At 64.5% G+C, this 17789-nt stretch carries 19 protein-coding genes and 1 tRNA gene; 8 read left to right on the forward strand and 12 right to left on the reverse strand.

Translation table 11 applies throughout. The features are described 5' to 3' along the window. Positions 1–20: 20 nt before the first annotated feature. The 5 genes from ACSFA7_RS04255 to ACSFA7_RS04275 form a co-directional block, all read right to left on the reverse strand. Positions 21–812: a M90 family metallopeptidase gene (locus ACSFA7_RS04255; RefSeq protein ID WP_435498230.1), complete on the reverse strand. Its 792-nt coding sequence runs from the start codon at positions 810–812 to the stop codon at positions 21–23. Between the two features lie 11 nt (positions 813–823). Continuing rightward, positions 824–1600, reverse strand: coding sequence for a UDP-2,3-diacylglucosamine diphosphatase (locus ACSFA7_RS04260; RefSeq protein ID WP_435498231.1), 777 nt, complete (start codon positions 1598–1600; stop codon positions 824–826). A gap of 28 nt (positions 1601–1628) precedes the next feature. Beyond that, entirely contained in the window at positions 1629–2141 is a 513-nt protein-coding gene (locus ACSFA7_RS04265) for a peptidylprolyl isomerase (protein ID WP_307601088.1), read from the reverse strand. Positions 2142–2174: 33 nt separating this feature from the next. Further along, a complete protein-coding gene (locus ACSFA7_RS04270) occupies positions 2175–2765 on the reverse strand; it encodes a peptidylprolyl isomerase (RefSeq protein ID WP_093433328.1) in 591 nt (196 codons plus the stop codon). Positions 2766–2841: 76 nt separating this feature from the next. After that, positions 2842–3432, reverse strand: a complete 591-nt coding sequence (locus tag ACSFA7_RS04275) for a tetratricopeptide repeat protein (RefSeq protein WP_435498232.1) — start codon at positions 3430–3432, stop codon at positions 2842–2844. 203 nt (positions 3433–3635) lie between these two features. Between ACSFA7_RS04275 and cysS the strand changes: the two genes are divergently transcribed. The 6 genes from cysS to ACSFA7_RS04305 all read left to right on the forward strand — a co-directional run bounded on the left by cysS (position 3636) and on the right by ACSFA7_RS04305 (position 9111). Beyond that, positions 3636–5012, forward strand: coding sequence for a cysteine--tRNA ligase (gene cysS / locus ACSFA7_RS04280; protein ID WP_435498233.1), 1377 nt, complete (start codon positions 3636–3638; stop codon positions 5010–5012). Positions 5013–5029: 17 nt separating this feature from the next. Continuing rightward, on the forward strand, positions 5030–5680 hold the full coding sequence (locus ACSFA7_RS04285) for a DNA-3-methyladenine glycosylase family protein (RefSeq protein WP_435498234.1): 651 nt from the start codon (positions 5030–5032) through the stop codon (positions 5678–5680). Between the two features lie 19 nt (positions 5681–5699). Further along, positions 5700–6680, forward strand: a complete 981-nt coding sequence (locus tag ACSFA7_RS04290) for an acetyl-CoA carboxylase carboxyltransferase subunit alpha (protein WP_013541914.1) — start codon at positions 5700–5702, stop codon at positions 6678–6680. A 7-nt stretch (positions 6681–6687) separates the two neighbouring features. Next, the gene (gene tilS / locus ACSFA7_RS04295) at positions 6688–7662 is read left to right on the forward strand and encodes a tRNA lysidine(34) synthetase TilS (RefSeq protein WP_435498235.1); all 975 of its coding nucleotides are present in this window, start codon (positions 6688–6690) and stop codon (positions 7660–7662) included. A gap of 61 nt (positions 7663–7723) precedes the next feature. Continuing rightward, entirely contained in the window at positions 7724–8992 is a 1269-nt protein-coding gene (locus tag ACSFA7_RS04300; RefSeq protein WP_435498236.1) for an aspartate kinase, read from the forward strand. Between the two features lie 26 nt (positions 8993–9018). Continuing rightward, positions 9019–9111: transfer RNA gene (locus ACSFA7_RS04305), tRNA-Ser, on the forward strand. A 208-nt stretch (positions 9112–9319) separates the two neighbouring features. On the opposite strand, the gene ACSFA7_RS04310 is transcribed toward ACSFA7_RS04305, so the two are convergent. From ACSFA7_RS04310 to ACSFA7_RS04320, 3 genes are all read right to left on the reverse strand, one after another. Further along, positions 9320–10345 carry an alpha/beta fold hydrolase gene (locus ACSFA7_RS04310; RefSeq protein ID WP_435498237.1) on the reverse strand — a complete coding sequence of 342 codons (1026 nt, stop codon included), beginning with the start codon at positions 10343–10345 and terminating at the stop codon, positions 9320–9322. A gap of 100 nt (positions 10346–10445) precedes the next feature. Beyond that, positions 10446–11414, reverse strand: coding sequence for an SDR family NAD(P)-dependent oxidoreductase (locus ACSFA7_RS04315; RefSeq protein WP_435498890.1), 969 nt, complete (start codon positions 11412–11414; stop codon positions 10446–10448). Positions 11415–11552: 138 nt separating this feature from the next. Then, the gene (locus ACSFA7_RS04320) at positions 11553–12437 is read right to left on the reverse strand and encodes an alpha/beta fold hydrolase (protein ID WP_435498238.1); all 885 of its coding nucleotides are present in this window, start codon (positions 12435–12437) and stop codon (positions 11553–11555) included. A gap of 168 nt (positions 12438–12605) precedes the next feature. On the opposite strand from ACSFA7_RS04320, the gene ACSFA7_RS04325 reads away from it, so the two are divergent. After that, positions 12606–12794: a hypothetical protein gene (locus ACSFA7_RS04325; RefSeq protein ID WP_435498239.1), complete on the forward strand. Its 189-nt coding sequence runs from the start codon at positions 12606–12608 to the stop codon at positions 12792–12794. Between the two features lie 95 nt (positions 12795–12889). On the opposite strand, the gene ACSFA7_RS04330 is transcribed toward ACSFA7_RS04325, so the two are convergent. The 4 genes from ACSFA7_RS04330 to ACSFA7_RS04345 form a co-directional block, all read right to left on the reverse strand. After that, the gene (locus tag ACSFA7_RS04330) at positions 12890–13348 is read right to left on the reverse strand and encodes an SRPBCC family protein (protein ID WP_435498240.1); all 459 of its coding nucleotides are present in this window, start codon (positions 13346–13348) and stop codon (positions 12890–12892) included. Continuing rightward, positions 13345–13689 carry an ArsR/SmtB family transcription factor gene (locus ACSFA7_RS04335; RefSeq protein WP_435498241.1) on the reverse strand — a complete coding sequence of 115 codons (345 nt, stop codon included), beginning with the start codon at positions 13687–13689 and terminating at the stop codon, positions 13345–13347. Before ACSFA7_RS04335 ends, ACSFA7_RS04330 begins: the two co-directional genes overlap by 4 nt. Next, a complete protein-coding gene (locus ACSFA7_RS04340; RefSeq protein ID WP_435498242.1) occupies positions 13689–14378 on the reverse strand; it encodes a glutathione S-transferase family protein in 690 nt (229 codons plus the stop codon). The genes ACSFA7_RS04335 and ACSFA7_RS04340 overlap by 1 nt, the downstream gene beginning before the upstream one ends. Before the next feature lie 129 nt (positions 14379–14507). Then, entirely contained in the window at positions 14508–15566 is a 1059-nt protein-coding gene (locus tag ACSFA7_RS04345; RefSeq protein WP_435498243.1) for an alpha/beta fold hydrolase, read from the reverse strand. Between the two features lie 329 nt (positions 15567–15895). On the opposite strand from ACSFA7_RS04345, the gene ACSFA7_RS04350 reads away from it, so the two are divergent. Beyond that, positions 15896–17779 carry a CocE/NonD family hydrolase gene (locus ACSFA7_RS04350; protein ID WP_435498244.1) on the forward strand — a complete coding sequence of 628 codons (1884 nt, stop codon included), beginning with the start codon at positions 15896–15898 and terminating at the stop codon, positions 17777–17779. Positions 17780–17789 lie beyond the last annotated feature (10 nt).

Here is a 17789-nt window from a genome sequence, read left to right on the forward strand (position 1 = left end):
GGCGTCTTTTTCTTTTCCGATCAGGCCTGCCTGCTCAGGAAGAACTCATCGAAAAGAATCGTCACCTCGGCGAAGTCCCGCGCGAAGTTCGGCCGGTTCACGAAGTAGGCCTCGCAGGCCACAGCGAAGAACTCGCTGATCGATGTGGCGCCATAGTCGTCGAGCCACGGCGGCTCGGCGCCGAAGCGATCGGCCATGATGGTTTTCTCGCGGAAGTCGTCGTAGGCGGGTTGCAGCACCGCGAGCCACGCGGCACGCGATTCGCGGGCGCTGCGCTTGCCCGCGAAACCGGCCGGCAGCGGCGGGCACCCATCGGCATCGCCGCCGCGCATGTCGATCTTGTGGGCGAACTCGTGGATCACCACGTTGTAGCCGCCGTCGCTGGTGACGCTGCTCGCAAGCACGTCCTGCCAGCTGAGCATGACCGGGCCGCGGTCCATGGCTTCGCCGGCCACCACCTCGTCGTACTCGTGCACGACCAGCGCCTCGTCGACGACCTTGCGTCGCGCCACGACCTCGGACGGGTGCACCACGATGCCGACGAAATCGTCGTACCAGTCGAGATGGCCCTTCAGGTGCAGCACGGGCAACACCGCCTGCGCCGCGATGGCCAGTGCGACCTCGTCGGTGATGACGAAGCCCTGGGTGCCGTGGAATTCCTTGTCGCGCAGGAACTCGGCCGTCAGCATGCGCAGCCGTTGCACATCGGCAGCAGGGCGGTCGGCCAGGAAGGCATAGCGCGCCAGCGTGGCCTGCCAGGCGGCATCGGGAATCGGGGGCAGGGCGCGCAGACGGCGCAGCCACTTGAACATTGGCGGCGCGGCTAGCGCAGGTCGACGCGCTGCGCGCCGGCGGTGGACAGGCACAGCAGCTGCGCGCGCGGCGGATGGGCTGCCGCGTCCCAGTCGCTCAACACGATGCGGCGCAGGCCATGCCCCAGGTCGTGGTCGGCCGGGCGGTGCGTGTGGCCGTGCACCAGCGTGTGCGCGTTCGCCTGCTGCAGCCATTGGCGCGCGGCGTCGGCGTCTACATCGGCCCAGATCGTCGACGGATTGCGCTTGCGGTCTTCGCTCTGCGTGCGCATCGCGCGCGCGAGCGCGCGGCGCTCTTCGAGCGGGCGCGCCAGGAACGCGGCCTGCCATTCAGGCGTGCGCACCTGCGCGCGAAACTTGAGGTACTCGGTGTCCTCGAGGCAGAGGATGTCGCCATGGCTCAGCAGCCATCGCTGGCCGTGCAGCACCAGCACCGTAGGGTCGTCGAGCAGCGTGATGCCCGATTGCGCCGCGAGCGCGGGGCCGACGAGAAAGTCGCGATTGCCGTGCATGAAGAACACCGGCAGGCGCTCGGCGGTGCGGCGCAGCAGTTCGGCGCATTGCGCCTCGAAGCCGGGAGCGGCGGCGGCATCGTCGCCCACCCAGACCTCGAACAGGTCGCCGAGGATGACCAGCGCATCGGCCGGCGTGGTCTCGAGGTAGCCCTGCCAGGCCTCGAAGGTGGCAGGCTCGCCGGCCTGCAGGTGCAGGTCGGAGATCAGGTCGACGGTGCGCCATGCAGGTGGCGCCACCAGCTCGGTGAAAGCCGGGTTCGCCACGTTGGTCATGCCGCGCCGTGCCTGTCTTGCCTGAGGATCATTCAGCGATGACGACAGCCTTTTCGATCACCACGTCTTCGAGCGGCACGTCGTCGTGGAAGCCCTTGCGGCCCGTCTTCACGGCCTTGATCTTGTCGACCACGTCGGTGCCGTTGATGACCTTGCCGAACACCGCGTAACCCCAGCCCTGGGCCGAAGGTGCGGTGTGGTTCAGGAAGCCGTTGTCCGACACGTTGATGAAGAACTGCGCGGTGGCCGAGTGCGGCGCGCTGGTGCGGGCCATGGCAACGGTGTAGTTGGCGTTCTTCAGGCCGTTGTTGGCTTCGTTCTCGATCTCGGCGCCGGTGGGCTTCTGCTTCATGCCGGGCTCGAAACCGCCGCCTTGCACCATGAAGCCGGGGATCACGCGGTGGAACACAGTGTTGTCGTAGTGGCCCTTCTTCACGTAGGCAATGAAGTTCTCGGCCGACTTCGGCGCCTTCTCGGCATCGAGCTCGAGCGTGATCACGCCGTAGTTCTTGATGTGCAGTTCGACTTGGGGATTGCTCATGAGGGACTCCTTCGGAAATTCGGAATGGGGGGATTACTTCGCCAGCGTGGCGGACTTGATGGTGATGGTCTCGACGGGCACGTTCTGCATGCCGCCCTTGTTGCCGGTCTGCACGGCGCGGATCTTGTCGACCACGTCGGTGCCGGCCACGACCTTGCCGAACACCGTGTAGCCGTAGCCGTCGGGGTTGGGCGCGTTGAGCGAGTCGTTGTTCTTCACGTTGATGAAGAACTGCGAGGTGGCCGAGTTCGGGTTGCCGGTGCGCGCCATGGCGATCGTGTACTTGTCGTTCTTCAGTCCGTTGCTCGCCTCGAGCGGAATCGGCGGGCGCGTGGGCTTTTGCTGCATGTCGGCCGTGAAGCCGCCGCCCTGGATCATGAAGCCGTCGATCACGCGGTGGAACACCGTGCCGTCGTAGTGCTTGTCCTTGACGTACTGCAGGAAGTTCTCGACCGACTTGGGCGCCTTGGCCGCATCGAGCTCGACCACGATGTCGCCGGCCGAAGTGGCGAGCTTCACGCGCGGTGCGGCTTGCTGTGCGTAGCCGGTGGCGGCGAAGCCGATGGCCGCGGCCAGGATGAAGGCGTTGCGGCGGCTGAATCTTGAAAGGGCGTGGATCGTCAAGTGATGCTCCGTTTGCGAAAGGGGGAGAGTGCGGGCGGCGCGACGAATGCGTCGCACCGCCCGCGCCGGCAGCGGCTTACTTGCTGGAACGGCCGACCGGCTTGCGGATGACCGGAGGCGCCGCCGGCAGGGCGGCAGCTTCGGCCTCGGCCTTGGACGAGAAGATCTGGCGGATCAGCACGAGCTTGGGCGCGACGCTGGCGTTGGTGCTGGCGAACTGTTGCGCCTTCACGTACTCCTGGGCCGCGAGGCGCGCATACACGTCGCCGAGGTTCTCGTGTGCGGTCGCGTAGTTCGGGTTGAGCTTGAGGGCGGATTCGAGCGCGGCGCGCGCCTGGTCGAACTTGCTCTGTGACGCATACAGCGCCGCGAGGTTGTTGTAGGGCTCGGGGAGCTCGGGGAAGTCTTGCGTGAGTTGGGTGAAGGCGATGATGGCCTCGGCCTGCTTGTTCTGCTCGGTGAGGATCACGCCGCGCAGAAACCGCATCTGCGGGTCGCGCGGCTTGCCGGCGATGTAGGTGTCGGCCTTGGCGAGCGCCTCGGTCGACTTGCCTTGGCGCAGCAGAAGGTTCACATCGTCGTAGTCGTTGGCATGTGCGACCGAACCCCACAGGCTGAACAGGAGTGCGAAGGCGATGGAGAGTTTGGGGAACACGGCGTGCTTCATGAAGCCTCGGCAGGATTGGGGGATGCGGGCCTGGAGAACACCCGGGAGGGACGCGGCAGCAGGCTGCGGCGGCCGTTTATACTGCGTTGCATTGTAGCCGAGGGGCCATGTCCAACCCCTCGTGGCCACTGTCCCCGTCACCCCTGAAAAACACCGTCGTTCGCCCGTGCCGCACGTGCGCGAAGCGACGCTTTCCGAGTCTCATGAGTCTGCGCATCTACAACACGCTGTCGCGTGAATTGGAGGAATTCTCCCCATTGCAACCTGGCAAGGTGCGCATGTACGTTTGCGGCATGACGGTCTACGACTACTGCCACCTGGGCCATGCCCGCTCGATGATCGCCTTCGACGTGGTGCAGCGCTGGCTCAAGGCCAGCGGCTTCGACGTGACCTACGTGCGCAACATCACCGACATCGACGACAAGATCATTCGCCGCGCCGTGGAAAACGGCGAGAGCATCCGCGCGCTGACCGATCGCATGATCGACGCGCTGCACGAAGACGCCGATGCGCTGGGCATCGAGCGCCCCACGCACGAGCCGCGCGCCACCGACTACATCCCGCAGATGCTGTCGATGATCGGCACGCTCGAGAAGAAGGGCCTGGCCTATCGCGCCGAGAACGGCGACGTGAACTATGCGGTGCGCAAGTTCCCGGGCTACGGCAAGCTGAGCGGCAAGTCGATCGACGAATTGCATGCGGGCGAGCGCGTGGCCGTGCTCGACGGCAAGGACGATCCGCTGGACCCCGTGCTCTGGAAGAGCGCGAAGGCGAGCGAGCCCGAAGAGGTCAAGTGGGCCAGCGAGTTCGGCGCCGGCCGCCCGGGCTGGCACATCGAGTGCTCGGCCATGGCCTGCGCGCTCCTGGGCGAAACGCTGGACATCCACGGCGGCGGCGAAGACCTGCAGTTTCCGCATCACGAGAACGAAATCGCGCAGAGCGAAGGCGCCAACGACAAGCCGCTGTCCAACTACTGGATGCACAACGGCTTCATCGTGACCGACAACGAGAAGATGTCCAAGAGCCTGGGCAACTTCTTCCTGATCCGCGATGTGCTCAAGAAGTACGACGCCGAGACCATCCGCTTTTTCGTGCTGCGCGCGCATTACCGCCGGCCGCTCAACTACAGCGATGTGCACCTCGATGACGCGCGTAATTCGCTCACGCGCTTGTACACGGCGCTCGACCTGGTGGCCCCTGCCAACGTGACGATCGACTGGACCGATCCGTATGCCGCGCGCTTCAAGGCCGCAATGGACGAAGACTTCGCCACGCCCGAGGCGGTGGCGGTGCTGTTCGACCTGGCGGGCGAGGTCAACCGCACCCGGTCGGCGACGCAGGCCGGACTTCTGAAGGCGCTGGGTGGGTGCGTGCAGATATTGCAGAGCGATCCGAAGAGCTTCCTGCGCGCGGGCGCAACGCTTGACGACGCGGCCATCCAAGCGCAGATCGATGCGCGTGCCGCTGCCAAGGCCGCGAAGAATTTTGCCGAGGCCGACCGGCTTCGGCAGGCGCTGCTGGATCAGGGCATCGTGCTCAAGGATTCGCCCACCGGCACGACCTGGACCGTTGCGAAGTGAACGGAACCACCAACCCCATGCCCGCTTCCAAAAACCCGACCGTTCAGATCTACACGCCGGACTATTGGGAAGAGGCCTGCAAGCACCTGGCAAAAAAAGACCGCGTGATGAAGCGGTTGATTCCGAAGTTCGGCGAAGCCTGCCTCGAATCGCGCGGCGATGCCTTCACCACGCTGGCGCGCAGCGTCGTCGGCCAGCAGATTTCGGTGAAGGCCGCGCAAACCGTCTGGGACAAGTTCGCGTTGCTGCCGCGCAAGCTGACGCCTGCCAACGTGCTCAAGCTGAAGGTCGACGACATGCGTGCAGCGGGCCTTTCGGCCCGCAAGATCGAATACCTGGTCGACCTGGCGCTTCACTTCGACTCGGGCGTGGTGCACGTCGATGCGTGGAAAGACATGTCGGACGAGCTCATCATCGAAGAGCTCGTGGCCATTCGCGGCATCGGCCGCTGGACGGCCGAGATGTTCCTCATCTTCCACCTGATGCGGCCGAACGTGCTGCCTGTGGACGACGTCGGGCTGCTCAACGGCATCAGCGTCAACTACTTTTCGGGCGACCCGGTGAGCCGCAGCGATGCCCGCGACGTCGCCGTGGCCTGGGCACCGTATTGCAGCGTGGCGACTTGGTATATTTGGCGGTCGCTGGACCCCGTGCCGGTCGCGTATTGAAATAAAACAGGAGAAGACGTTGGCGAAACGAACCTTCCTCGATTTCGAGCAGCCCATTGCGGAACTCGAAACAAAGATTGAAGAACTGCGCTATGTACAGACCGAATCGGCGGTCGACATTTCGGAAGAAATCGATCAGCTCGGCAAGAAAAGCCAGCAGCTCACCAAGGACATCTACAGCGACCTGACGCCCTGGCAGATCACCAAGATCGCCCGGCATCCGGAGCGCCCTTACACGCTCGACTACGTCAACGAAATCTTCACCGACTTCGTCGAACTGCACGGCGACCGGCATTTTTCGGACGACCTGTCGATCGTGGGCGGCCTCGCACGCTTCAATGGCGTGCCCTGCATGGTGCTGGGCCATCAGAAGGGCCGCGACACGAAGGAGCGCACCGCGCGCAACTTCGGCATGAGCAAGCCCGAGGGCTATCGCAAGGCCTTGCGCCTCATGAAGACCGCCGAGAAATTCAAGCTGCCGGTGTTCACCTTCGTGGACACGCCCGGCGCGTACCCCGGCATCGATGCCGAAGAGCGCGGCCAGTCCGAAGCCATCGGCCGCAACATCTTCGAGATGGCGCAGCTCGAGGTGCCGATCATCGTCACGATCATCGGCGAGGGCGGCTCCGGTGGTGCGCTGGCCATCTCGGTCGGCGACCAGTTGGTGATGCTTCAGTACTCGATCTACTCGGTGATCAGCCCCGAAGGCTGCGCCTCCATTCTCTGGAAGACCAGCGACAAGGCGCAGGAAGCGGCCGATGCGCTCGGCATCACGGCGCATCGCCTGAAGGCGCTGGGCCTGGTCGACAAGATCGTGAACGAACCGGTCGGCGGCGCGCACCGCGACCACCGGCAGATGGCGGCGTTCCTGAAACGCGCGCTCAACGATGCGTTCCGCCAGGTCAGCGACCTGAAGCCCAAGGAACTGCTGGATCGCCGTTATGAGCGCCTGCAGAGCTACGGCCGTTTCAACGACACCAAGGCCGACACCGGCAGATAAGCCCCTTATGAGCGAAGCCTTCGAACGCGCCATGGCCGCGTTCGAGCCGGCGCAGTGGCCGCTGGCGGTGGGCTTCAGTGGCGGTGCGGATTCCACCGCCTTGCTGGCCGCCTGCGCATCGCGCTGGCCCGGGCAGGTGGTGGCCTTTCATGTGCATCACGGGCTGCAGGCTGCGGCCGACGATTTCGAGCGGCATTGCGAAGCGGTGTGCGAGCGGCTCGGCGTGCCCCTCGTCGTGCATCGCGTCGATGCACGGCATGCACCGGGCGACAGCCCCGAAGATGCGGCGCGGCGTGCGCGTTACGAAGCCTTCGCCGTCATGGCCCGCGCCGACAGCGCGCAGCGGCCCGCCATTTCATCGATCGCCCTGGGGCACCACGCCGACGACCAGATCGAAACGCTCCTGCTGGCGTTGTCGCGCGGTGCGGGGCTTCCGGGCCTGTCGGCCATGCCGGCGCGTGCAGAGCGCAACGGTCTGAGCCTCTACAGGCCGCTGCTGGCGGTGCCCGCCGCCGACATCCGCGCGTGGCTCGCGCAGCGCGATCTGCCCTGGATCGAAGACCCGAGCAACGGCGACGCCCGCTACACCCGCAACCGGATTCGGGCGGTGCTGTTGCCCGCGTTGGAGCAGGCTTTCCCGCACTTCCGCGCCACCTTCGCCCGCAGTACCGGCCATGTCGCACAGGCGCAGCAACTGCTGGCCGAGCTCGCGGCACAGGACCTGGAAGCCGTCGGCGACCCGCCCGTCATCAAGGCGCTGCAGGCGCTGTCACGCGCCCGGCAGGCGAATGTGCTGCGCCACTGGCTCATGCAATCGCACGGCTGCGCGCCCAGCGCCGCGCAGCTCGACCAGCTGCTTGACCAAGTCCGCGCCTGCACCACGCGCGGCCACCGCATCCACCTCAAAGTGGCCGGCGGTTTCGCCGAGCGGAGGGGGGACAGGCTGCATTGGTACAATGCTCCGCCCTCGCCGAAGACTTAGCTCCCACAGCTTGCAGGGCGCCGCCTAGACAGCGGCCCTTTTCTTTTCTCTGATTTCACCCATGGCATTGATCGTTCACAAATACGGCGGTACGTCGATGGGCTCGACCGAGCGCATCCGAAACGTCGCCAAGCGCGTCGCCAAGTGGGCGCGCGCCGGCCACCAGATGATCGTGGTTCCGAGTGCCATGAGCGGCGAGACCAATCGCCTGCTCGGCCTCGCCAAGGAACTGGCGCCGAGCAAACCGGGCGACGCCCACAACCGCGAACTGGACATGCTGGCATCGACCGGCGAACAGGCTTCGTCCGCGCTGCTGGCCATTGCGCTGCAGGCTGAGGGCATGGAGTCGGTGAGCTACGCGGGCTGGCAGGTGTCGGTGCGCACCGACAACTCGTACACCAAGGCCCGCATCGAGAGCATCGACGACACGCGCGTGATGGCCGACCTGAACGCGGGCAAGGTGGTGGTCATCACCGGCTTCCAGGGCGTGGACGACGCGGGCAACATCACCACGCTGGGTCGCGGCGGCAGCGACACCTCGGCCGTGGCCATCGCGGCGGCCATGAAGGCGCACGAGTGCCTGATCTACACCGACGTGGACGGTGTCTACACCACTGACCCGCGCGTCGAACCCGATGCACGGCGCCTGACCACCGTGAGCTTCGAAGAGATGCTCGAGATGGCGAGCCTCGGCTCCAAGGTGCTGCAGATCCGCTCGGTGGAATTCGCCGGCAAGTACAAGGTGCCGCTGCGTGTGCTTTCGAGCTTCACCGCATGGGACATCGACATCAATGAAGAGGCCAAGTCCGGCACGCTGATCACTTTCGAGGAAGACGAAAACATGGAACAAGCCGTCGTATCCGGCATCGCATTCAACCGCGACGAAGCCAAGATCTCGGTGCTGGGCGTACCGGACAAGCCGGGCATCGCGTATCACATCCTCGGTGCCGTGGCAGACGCCAACATCGAGGTCGACGTGATCATCCAGAACCTGAGCAAGGACGGCAAGACCGACTTCAGCTTCACGGTTCACCGCAACGAATACGCCAAGACGATCGACCTGCTGCAGTTGAAGGTCATGCCCTCGCTGGGCGCGACCGAGATCGTGGGCGATACCAAGATCTGCAAGGTCAGCATCGTGGGCATCGGCATGCGCAGCCACGTGGGCGTGGCGAGCAAGATGTTCCGCGTGCTGAGCGAAGAGGGCATCAACATCCAGATGATTTCGACCAGCGAGATCAAGACCTCGGTCGTGATCGACGAAAAATATATGGAATTGGCCGTCCGGGCGCTGCATAAAGCCTTCGATCTGGACCAACCGGCCGCCTGACGGTGGCATAATCTCGGCTTCTTTCAGGAACTGTGACCGAGTGGCCGAAGGTGCTCCCCTGCTAAGGGAGTATGGGGTGTAGAGCCTCATCGAGGGTTCGAATCCCTCCGGTTCCGCCAAACAAGAGCCCCTGTAGTTGCAAGACTACAGGGGCTTTTCGTTTACGGCGGCGGTTTGCCGCCGCTGTTGGATTCCACCGACGTCTGACCCTTACTGCGTTTAGAGGGTCAATTTTCGATCGCCTCAACAGACCACGCGTATATCTACTTTGATATCAGTCTCCGGAGCGGGAGCGGCGCGCCGAAGTGATCGTGGTCCGCCAAAATATTAGAGGCGTACAAGTTCCGCTACGGCGGCGGCGAAAGCCTGGGGCGCCTCCTGAGGCAGGTTGTGCCCGATCCCGCCGTTGACCACGCGATGTTCGTACCTGCCCGAAAACTTCCCGGCATAAGCGCTCGCCTCCGGATGCGGTGCGCCGTTGGCATCGCCTTCGAAAGTGATTGTGGGGACGGTGATGATCGGGGCTTTGGCGAGCCGGCTTTCCAAGTCGTCGTACTTCGATTCGCCTTCGGCCAGGCCCAGCCGCCAGCGGTAGTTGTGGACCACTACGGCGACATGGTCGGGATTCTCCAGAGCAGCAGCGCTGCGGTCGAATGTGGCGTCGTCGAAAGCCCATTTGGGAGAGGCAATCTGCCAGATCAGCTTCGAGAAGTCGTGTCGGTTCTTCTCGTAGCCGGCGCTGCCGCGCTCGGTGGCGAAGTAGTACTGGTACCACCATTGCAGTTCGGCTTTCGGTGGCAATGGAACCTTGCCCGACTCCCTGTTGCCGATCAGATAGCCGCTGACGGAGACAAGGGCCTTGACGCGCTCCGGCCACAAGGCTGCAAGGATGCAGGCCGTTCGAGCGCCCCAATCGCAACCGCCGACCGTAGCCTGTTGGATCTTCAGCGCATTCATCAACGCAATGATGTCAACGGCGAGCACCGCTTGTTGACCGTTGCGAGGCGTTTCGCTGGAAATGAATTGCGTCGTGCCATAACCGCGCACGTACGGGACGATGACCCTGTACCCATCGGCGGCGAGGAGCGGCGCAACCTCGGCATAGGTATGGATGTCGTAGGGCCAGCCATGCAAAAGCAGGATCGGTGCCCCGTTGCCGGGCCCCAATTCCGCATAGCCGACGTTCAACACACCGGCCTCGATGGTCTTGAGCGGCCCGAGGCGCTTGAGCGGCGTTGATGCGATGCGTGTCTGTGCGACAGCTGGAACGCCTGCCGTGAACTGGGAGGCAACGACGCCGACGGCCGCTTTTCCCAGAAATGAGCGGCGGAGCAACTTGATTGAGTCGGACATCTGGAAATCCTTGTGTGTGAAGAATGGTTCTCCCGCAATCGGGAGTGCGGTGCCGTGAACGGCCACGGCTTCGCTCCATGGGGTTTGCGGCGGCCGCGAATCAGAAGGTCTCGCCGACCATGTCCTCGCTTCGACGCCAAAGCAGCCTGGCTGACTCAGGGTCCAACGCGTAGGAGCGAACGCCCTCGGCAAATGGGCTGAGAGGCCCGTCGTTCACTTCGGAGACGTGGCAGTTCTCGCAATAGCGTCCACCAACCTCTGCCGGCGCAGCGACCAGGCCGGCCCAAACAGTGGTCGCGGCCCCTTGCGCCACACTTTTCCACTGGAATGGCGTTTGACCCTCGGCCACGAGCGACGCGCTGATTCGCTCGATGGCTGTGTCCATGACCTCCTCCCCCATGTGTCGGCCGAGTTCCGTACGAATGGTTCCGGGATGGACGGCGGCGGCCCGCACGCCACGAGCGCGATGACGGCGGTCGAATTCCACTGCGAACAGGATGTTCGCTGTCTTCGATCGCGCGTACGCAAGTTGAGGCTCGTAGACGGTGTGGTCGAAGTTCAGGTCGTCCAGGCTGAAAGGGGCGGAGCGATGGGAAGCGGATGCCACGACCACGACCCTGCCGCCGTCAGCGATCCGCGGTGCCAACCGGTTCACGAGGAGGAAGTGCCCCAGATGGTTCGTACCGAACTGCGTTTCGAAGCCGTCGCGCGTGCGTCCCGCTGGCGTGGCCATGACGCCCGCGTTGGCGAGGACCACGTCAAAAAGCGAGTCGTCCTTTCCCATGAGGTCCGCACATCTGCGCACGCTCTCCAGAGACGACAAGTCGAGTTCCACCAAGTCGAAGTTCCCACCGTTTGCCACATCAGAAAGAACGGCGGTCGCGACAGCCTGAGCTTTTCGCAGGTCGCGCGCCGTTCCGGTCACGTGCGCGCCATGCGCTACCAGCGAGCGCGCCGTTTCGACGCCGAGGCCGGATGAAACCCCCGTCAGGAGGACTCTTTTTCCTCGAAGGTCAACGCCGTCAAGGACGTCGTCGGCCGTAGAGCTTGCATTGAAAGTTCGATTCATCAAGTCATCCTTGAAGTGATTTCGTTCCAGGGATATCGGCGTTCTCACACGGAGGATTCGTGGGTGATGGTGGAGCGCAAAGGTTGCCCGGCCGGTGCCGCCGCCCGTGACAGGCACGGTGGCGCGAGGCACCGCCTGCTACGACTGCATGGACTTCTGCTGCGCGGTCCCGGCCCAGAAAGCCGCCAGGAGGCGTACCAGTTCTTCGGGTTGTTCCTCGGGAATGAAGTGCCCGCAGTTGGCAACCACGCCACCCTGGACGTTCTCGGCAACGGTGGTCAGCAGTGCGCGGGTTTTGTCGCCGAAGCTCGCGTCGCCTCCCAGGCCGAGCACTGGGACGCGCACCTTGTCGCGCATGAAGCGCTCTGTCTGCGACTGTGTTTCGAAGATCGCGCGGTAGACGCCGAGCACGCCGCTCACACCGCCCGGTGCGGCGAACGTGCGCATGGTTTCGTCGAAAGCCTCTGGCCCGATTGCGCTGGGGTTGGCGCAGAAGTTCTCGTAGAACCAGGTGAGAACCTCCCGTTCGTGCCCCGAGAACAGCGTCTCCGCGAGGCCGGGCGCAAAGGCGAGCGGCCACCACCACAGGCCGCCCCTGACGGTGCCTTCCGGCGTGAACTGGATCAATCGCGCGAGGCTCTCGCCCGTGATGATGGGTTCGTCCAGGTAGGCGAGCGTGCGCACCTCATCGGGATGGTGGCCGGCCCAGACCAACGCCGCGGGTGCACCCATGTCGTGGGCCACGATGTGAAGCGGTCCGACGCCCAGGTGCCGCAAGAGCGCGCGGAAATCCGCGACCAGCGTGTGCGCGTCATAGCCCGCCGCCGGCTTGTCCGAATCACCGAAGCCGCGCATGTCGGGCACGATCACGGTGTGGTTCTGGGCGAGAAGGGGCAAGACCTTGTGCCAGGACTGCGAGGTGCCCGGGAAGCCATGCCAGAGCAGCACGGGGTCGCCTTGCCCGGCAATTGTGTAGTGCAGACGAATGCCGTTGACGCGTGTGGTTTCTCTTGTGGAGATCATGGCATCCCCTGTTCGCGAGGTGCGATGTGCCGCATCGCAAGGAGACGGAGCCGGCGTTCGAGGTGAGTCATGAATAGTTCCAGGTGCTGACTGCAAGGAGTTGCTAGATGCTGGTCATTCGCTGACTCAGCGCACTCGATGCTATTGACGCGACCTACTCGCCGGTAGATGGCCAAGATGCATCACCCTGTTGCCGGGCAGACACCAAAGATGCGAGAGGCGAGAGAGGTGCCTCTGCTGTTTGGCTATGAGGCGACGCGCTTCTGGCGCGGAATGAACCTCATCATCGCGACGGTCGCGCGCGATACGCGGCTACAGCGCCTGGATGTGAAGATGCCTTCGATCATCGGCTGTTGAAACCGCCGAGGTTCTCGCCAATGTTGGCTGTCACTGGCCCGGATATCTATGTCGACGTGCGCCGCCAGCCGTCAGGGTTTCGATCATGCACAGGTCTACGGCCGGACCATTTCCAACCGGAGCCGATCAAGGCTTTCTTCCGTTCCTCGTAAACGCTGAGCACGGTCCTCGTGCCCGTCCAGGTAGGCGAGCTGCTCGCGGTAGATCATGCGAGTCCCGCGTTTGTGGGCAAAGAACTCGACGGTCACGAGCGAAACCGACAGGCGGCGCGCATCGAGCTGGATGTCGTAGGCGAAGACGATGCGCCGTGCGGGTTCGATGTCGAAGAACACTTTCTCGATCTGCTGAATGCGTCCATCGGGATAGGCGACCCGATGCGTTTCATGACCGAAAGGCCGAAAGTCCAGGTGGTAATCGGTTGTGTGCTCGGCATGGCAGTCGGACCAGCGGCGCTTTGCCTCCGGGTCGGCCCAAGCCTGAAAAACCGCCTCGGGCGGAGCGTCGAACTCGCGCTCGATGACGAAGTCGGTGTGTGCGGCCGGGATGTGCTTCATGACTTGCCTTTCTGCTTGGCCAGATACGCATCGAGTTGGTCGAACTGCGCATTGAGCAGCGTCTTGCGCTTCGCGACCCACGCTTCCATGGCATCGAGCGCCTTGGGCTCGGCCGTGTAGGTGCGCACACGGCCGCTTTTTTGGGAGGCGACGAACCCGCCGTTAACGAGTACGGCCAGGTGCTTGACGGCCGAAGGCAACGCCATGCCCAGCGACGCGGCCAGCTCGGACACCGATGCCGGTCCGCGGCTCAGGCGGTCGAGCATGCCGCGGCGGTGCGCGTCGGCCAGTGCAAAGAACATGCGGTCGAGCTGTGCGGGCTCGGCAATCGCTGCTCGCATCAGGCGCTCGCCGGATCGTAGAAGCGACGCGACAGACCGGCGCGCCCCGGATAGAACTTGAACCATGGGCGCGCCGCATCGAGGGTGGCTGCCACCGAGGGGTGATCCATCAATCGCTCGAAGTAGGCGGCCAGGTGCGCATGCTGTGCCGACAGCGGCACGTAGGTCACGGCATAGAACAACGCGGGCGCCGCAGCGCAGTCGGCCATGCTGAAGGCGTCGCCGGCCCCCCAGGTCCGTCCTTCCAGGTGACGGTCGATGAACGCGTAGGCCGATGCCAAACCTTCTCGCGCCTTGGTCACGCTGCGCATATCGCGTTCGCCTTCCGCTCGTAGAAGGTCGGCGGTCAGCGCCTGCATCGGCGTCATCACGTGGAGGTCGAACAGGCGGTCCCACAAGCGCACGTCGAGCGCGGCGTCCGGGTCTTTCGGGATGAGCATGCGGTCCGAGGCGGCATGGTGTCGCTGGAGATACTCGATGATGATGCTCGATTCAGGCACGGGCCGAAGCCGGTCCACCAACAGCGGCATCTTGCCCGTGGGCCACAGTGCGAGGTGTGACGCCCGCTCTTCGGGGTCTCCCAGGTTGAGCAATCGCTTCTCAACTTCGATGCCCAACGCGTCGATCGCTATCAGTACCTTGTGGCAGTAGGACGAGAGGGGGTGGTAATGCAGCGTGAGGTCATTCATGAGGCGGCTAATACTTTCCTGTTTTGGAAAGTATAGGTTCGGCAGCATGCCGAATCAAGTGCGGCTTTCGGGGTGCCATGTGAAACCGCGAGCGAGAGGTAGCACGACCCTTCGCAGCGTTTCGCAAGCTCAACGCGCGGGACGGTCCGCGCGAACGAGCTCGAGCACCGCGTTCGCAAATGCGCTCGGCGCTTCTTGCGGCAGGTTGTGTCCCGCCCCTGGTATCACACGGTGTGTGCGTGGCCCCGTGAACTTCGCCGCCTGGGCCGAACCATCGGTCGGTGCATGAGCACCATCGTCACCGCCGTCCAGCGTCACCGTCCGAACCGGGATCGCGGGAAGCGACGCAAGCTTGCGATCGATCTCGGCATAGGCCGGGTCTCCCTTGACTGCGCCGAACCTGTGCCGGAACGAATGCATGGAGACATCGACGTGGTCGGGGTTGTCGAACGATGCGGCGGTGCGGGCAAAGGTCGCGTCGTTGAAGCGCCAGCTCGGAGACCACTGCTTCCAGAAAAATCGGTTGAACTCACGGCGGTACTTTGCGTAGCCGGCGCGTCCTCGCTCGGTCTGGAAGTAGAACTGCCACCAGAGGGGAGCTTCGCTTTCGGGCTTCGCCGGAATCAGCGCCGTCGCCGGATCGGCGAACGCATAGCCGTTGCCCGACACCAACCCCGCGCAGCGCTCGGGCCAGAGAGCAGCAACAGTGCTGGCCGCCTTCCCGCCCCAGTCGTATCCTGCCAGCACCGCGCGCGGCACCGCCAATGCGTCGAGCAGCGCGAGGAGGTCCGCGCCGAACGCCGCAAATTCGCCCGAGCGAAGCGTGTTTGCGCTCAGGAAGCGTGTGGGACCAAAGCCGCGCAGGTAGGGAACGATCACCCGGCAACCCGCGGCCGCCAGCATGGGGGCGACTTCTGCGTACGCCTCGATGTCATACGGGAACCCGTGGAGCAGCACCACTGCGGGGCCATCCGCCGGACCTGCTTCGTAGTAGGCGATGTTCAAGACACCGGCATCCACGTTCTTCAAATGCAGTGCGAGGACGGGTGATGCGAAGCCCTTCGCAGATGCCACGCTGCTGCCCAGCGCCAGACTCAGTCCGGCGATGCTCGCGCTCGCCACCGCGCCGCGCAGCAGCCCGCGCCGCCGCATGTCCATGCGATCGTTTGGGGGCATTGAATCCGTCATCTGAATCTTTCCGTCGTCGCGTCGTGCATGAAGTGGGGTGACCCAACCCGCGACATCCGTGATGCGAGCGCCGGGGTCTTGAAAGCTGCATCGATCGTAGATTCGGGCAGGGCCGGCCACTAGCCACGCGCAAGGCCGCACCGTGTTGAGCGATGGACATCAATCGTTCGATGGCGCGATCCGAGCCGCCGATCTCAACCGCAAGGCAGCGTCGGCCGGTATGTACTTTCTACCGCTAAGGTTGTCGTGCGCAAGACTGCTGGCGACGCAGCGATGCCCTAACATCGCCTCCCGCCGCCGATCCAGCAAGCACCCCGAGTACAAGAACCATGAAGAAGTTCATCGCCGCCGCCATCACACTTACTACGGCGTTTGTCACGTCGCTCGCGGCACATGGGCAGGATGCCCCGCTGGATCCCGACACGGGCCTGCCGGCATCACAGCCTTTTGATTTCCCCGCGCAGGGGCCGGCCGCACCGTTCTGGGCGAAGCGCCTCACCGGCTACTTCACGACGGCCGACGGCACCAGGCTGCGCTACAGCGTGCTCCTGCCGAAGGCTTCGGGCAAGTTTCCGGTCATCCTGAGCATCAACGGATACGACGCTGGCTCGATCGGGGGAACGCCCTATCTCCAATACAAGACATCGATGTCGGTAGAACTCGACAAGCGGCTCGTCGAGGCCGGGTATGCGGTGATGGGCGTCAATGCTGCGGGCAGCGGATGCTCCACAGGCCCGCTCGAGTACACGCGGCCACAGCTCGGAAGACACGGCGCCGAAGCCGTCGAATTCGCAGCGTCGCAAGCCTGGTCCGACGCCAAGGTCGGCATGGTCAACTGGTCGTACGGTGGCTCTTCCCAACTGGCGACGGCGCAGCACCGGCCGCCGCATCTTCGGGCCATCGTGCCCGGCATGGTGCTGACTGACTTCCGCGACGCCTTGATGCCAGGCGGTGTGCCGGCGCCCGGCTTCATCACGCCGCTTCGCGGTTCCATGCGCGCCTACTGGGAGAAGGTGGTCGCACAGACCGCAAAGGAAGAGGGCGACGCGGCCTGCCTGACGCAGATACCGAAGAACCTCGCGGCCGAAGACACGAACTCCGTGATGCACCTGTTCCTGTCGCATCCCTTGCGGGACGAGCACATGAAGAGCTTCGACCTGGCGCCGCATGCCGACCGCGTGCGGGTTCCCGTGCTGTCGCTCGAAGCGTTCCAGGACCAGGCCATCACGCCGCGCAGCGGCTACTACCAGTCCCGACTCGATCCGGCCAAACTGTGGTCGGTGCAGACGAACGGCGGCCACAACATGTACCTGGCCGCGGACTTCCAGGCGATGGCGGTGCGTTTTCTCGACCGCTTCGTCAAGGGCGAGAACAATGGATTCGACCGTGACACACCACGCACCACCGTATGGATGGAAGCCGCCGAAGCAAACGCAAGCGGCAATGCGCTGGAGCAACGCGTTTCTCCCAAGCCTCGCTGGGTCGTGCAAAGGGGAGTGACCCGCAGCGACGACCTGGCCGTCAAGGCCTTCCATCTGGGTGCGGGCCAAACCCTCGCCGACGCACCTGGCTCCGGAGCCGCCGATGGCTTCGACTACCCGGGCGCCGGTGTGGTCGTCAACGACATTGCTGGAGGCAGCTTCTGGGGGCCGCTGCCTGGCGACTGGAAGACCACGGGCGTGGCCTACACATCGCCGCCGTTGGGTGAAGACATGATGGTCTACGGGCCAGGCAGCGCCGACCTCTGGGTCACGGCCAGCGCCGGCGACGCTGACCTTCAGGTCACCGTCACCGAACTGCGGCCAGATGGGCAGGAGACCTATGTCCAGCGTGGCTGGCTACGCTTGTCGAACCGCGCTCTGGACACCGCGCGCTCGACGCCGTTGTTGCCTGTTCGCCTTGAACGGCCGGAGCAGCCCATGCCGCTGCTGCCGGGCCGGCCGGTCCTTGCCCGCGTCGAGATCCACAAGATGGGCCACTACTTTCGCAGCGGCTCGCGGCTGCGGATCTGGATCGACACGCCCGCCCAAACCGGCGGCCTGGTGTTCGACACCTTCACGCAGAAGCAGCGCGTGCACGTGCTGCACAACGCTCGGTACGACTCCGTGGTGCGGCTCGGCGTGCTGAAGAACGTCAAGGGACCGGAAAGCTATCCGGCGTGCGGTGTGACGATCCTGCAGCCGTGCCGGCCGGATCCGCTGGCCAGCCGCTGAGCGGGGATTC

Origin of the sequence: Variovorax trehalosi (assembly GCF_051216415.1) — a bacterium.
In the GTDB taxonomy this organism is placed as follows: Bacteria; Pseudomonadota; Gammaproteobacteria; order Burkholderiales; family Burkholderiaceae_C; genus Variovorax.

Coding starts and splice junctions, on each gene's coding strand:
- ACSFA7_RS04255 (WP_435498230.1), bottom strand. CDS start 812: ATGTTCAAGTGGCTGCGCCGTCTGCGCGCCCTGCCCCCGATTCCCGAT.
- ACSFA7_RS04260 (WP_435498231.1), bottom strand. CDS start 1,600: ATGACCAACGTGGCGAACCCGGCTTTCACCGAGCTGGTGGCGCCACCT.
- ACSFA7_RS04265 (WP_307601088.1), bottom strand. CDS start 2,141: ATGAGCAATCCCCAAGTCGAACTGCACATCAAGAACTACGGCGTGATC.
- ACSFA7_RS04275 (WP_435498232.1), bottom strand. CDS start 3,432: ATGAAGCACGCCGTGTTCCCCAAACTCTCCATCGCCTTCGCACTCCTG.
- cysS (WP_435498233.1), top strand. CDS start 3,636: ATGAGTCTGCGCATCTACAACACGCTGTCGCGTGAATTGGAGGAATTC.
- ACSFA7_RS04285 (WP_435498234.1), top strand. CDS start 5,030: ATGCCCGCTTCCAAAAACCCGACCGTTCAGATCTACACGCCGGACTAT.
- tilS (WP_435498235.1), top strand. CDS start 6,688: ATGAGCGAAGCCTTCGAACGCGCCATGGCCGCGTTCGAGCCGGCGCAG.
- ACSFA7_RS04300 (WP_435498236.1), top strand. CDS start 7,724: ATGGCATTGATCGTTCACAAATACGGCGGTACGTCGATGGGCTCGACC.
- ACSFA7_RS04310 (WP_435498237.1), bottom strand. CDS start 10,345: ATGTCCGACTCAATCAAGTTGCTCCGCCGCTCATTTCTGGGAAAAGCG.
- ACSFA7_RS04315 (WP_435498890.1), bottom strand. CDS start 11,414: ATGAATCGAACTTTCAATGCAAGCTCTACGGCCGACGACGTCCTTGAC.
- ACSFA7_RS04320 (WP_435498238.1), bottom strand. CDS start 12,437: ATGATCTCCACAAGAGAAACCACACGCGTCAACGGCATTCGTCTGCAC.
- ACSFA7_RS04325 (WP_435498239.1), top strand. CDS start 12,606: ATGGCCAAGATGCATCACCCTGTTGCCGGGCAGACACCAAAGATGCGA.
- ACSFA7_RS04330 (WP_435498240.1), bottom strand. CDS start 13,348: ATGAAGCACATCCCGGCCGCACACACCGACTTCGTCATCGAGCGCGAG.
- ACSFA7_RS04335 (WP_435498241.1), bottom strand. CDS start 13,689: ATGCGAGCAGCGATTGCCGAGCCCGCACAGCTCGACCGCATGTTCTTT.
- ACSFA7_RS04340 (WP_435498242.1), bottom strand. CDS start 14,378: ATGAATGACCTCACGCTGCATTACCACCCCCTCTCGTCCTACTGCCAC.
- ACSFA7_RS04345 (WP_435498243.1), bottom strand. CDS start 15,566: ATGACGGATTCAATGCCCCCAAACGATCGCATGGACATGCGGCGGCGC.
- ACSFA7_RS04350 (WP_435498244.1), top strand. CDS start 15,896: ATGAAGAAGTTCATCGCCGCCGCCATCACACTTACTACGGCGTTTGTC.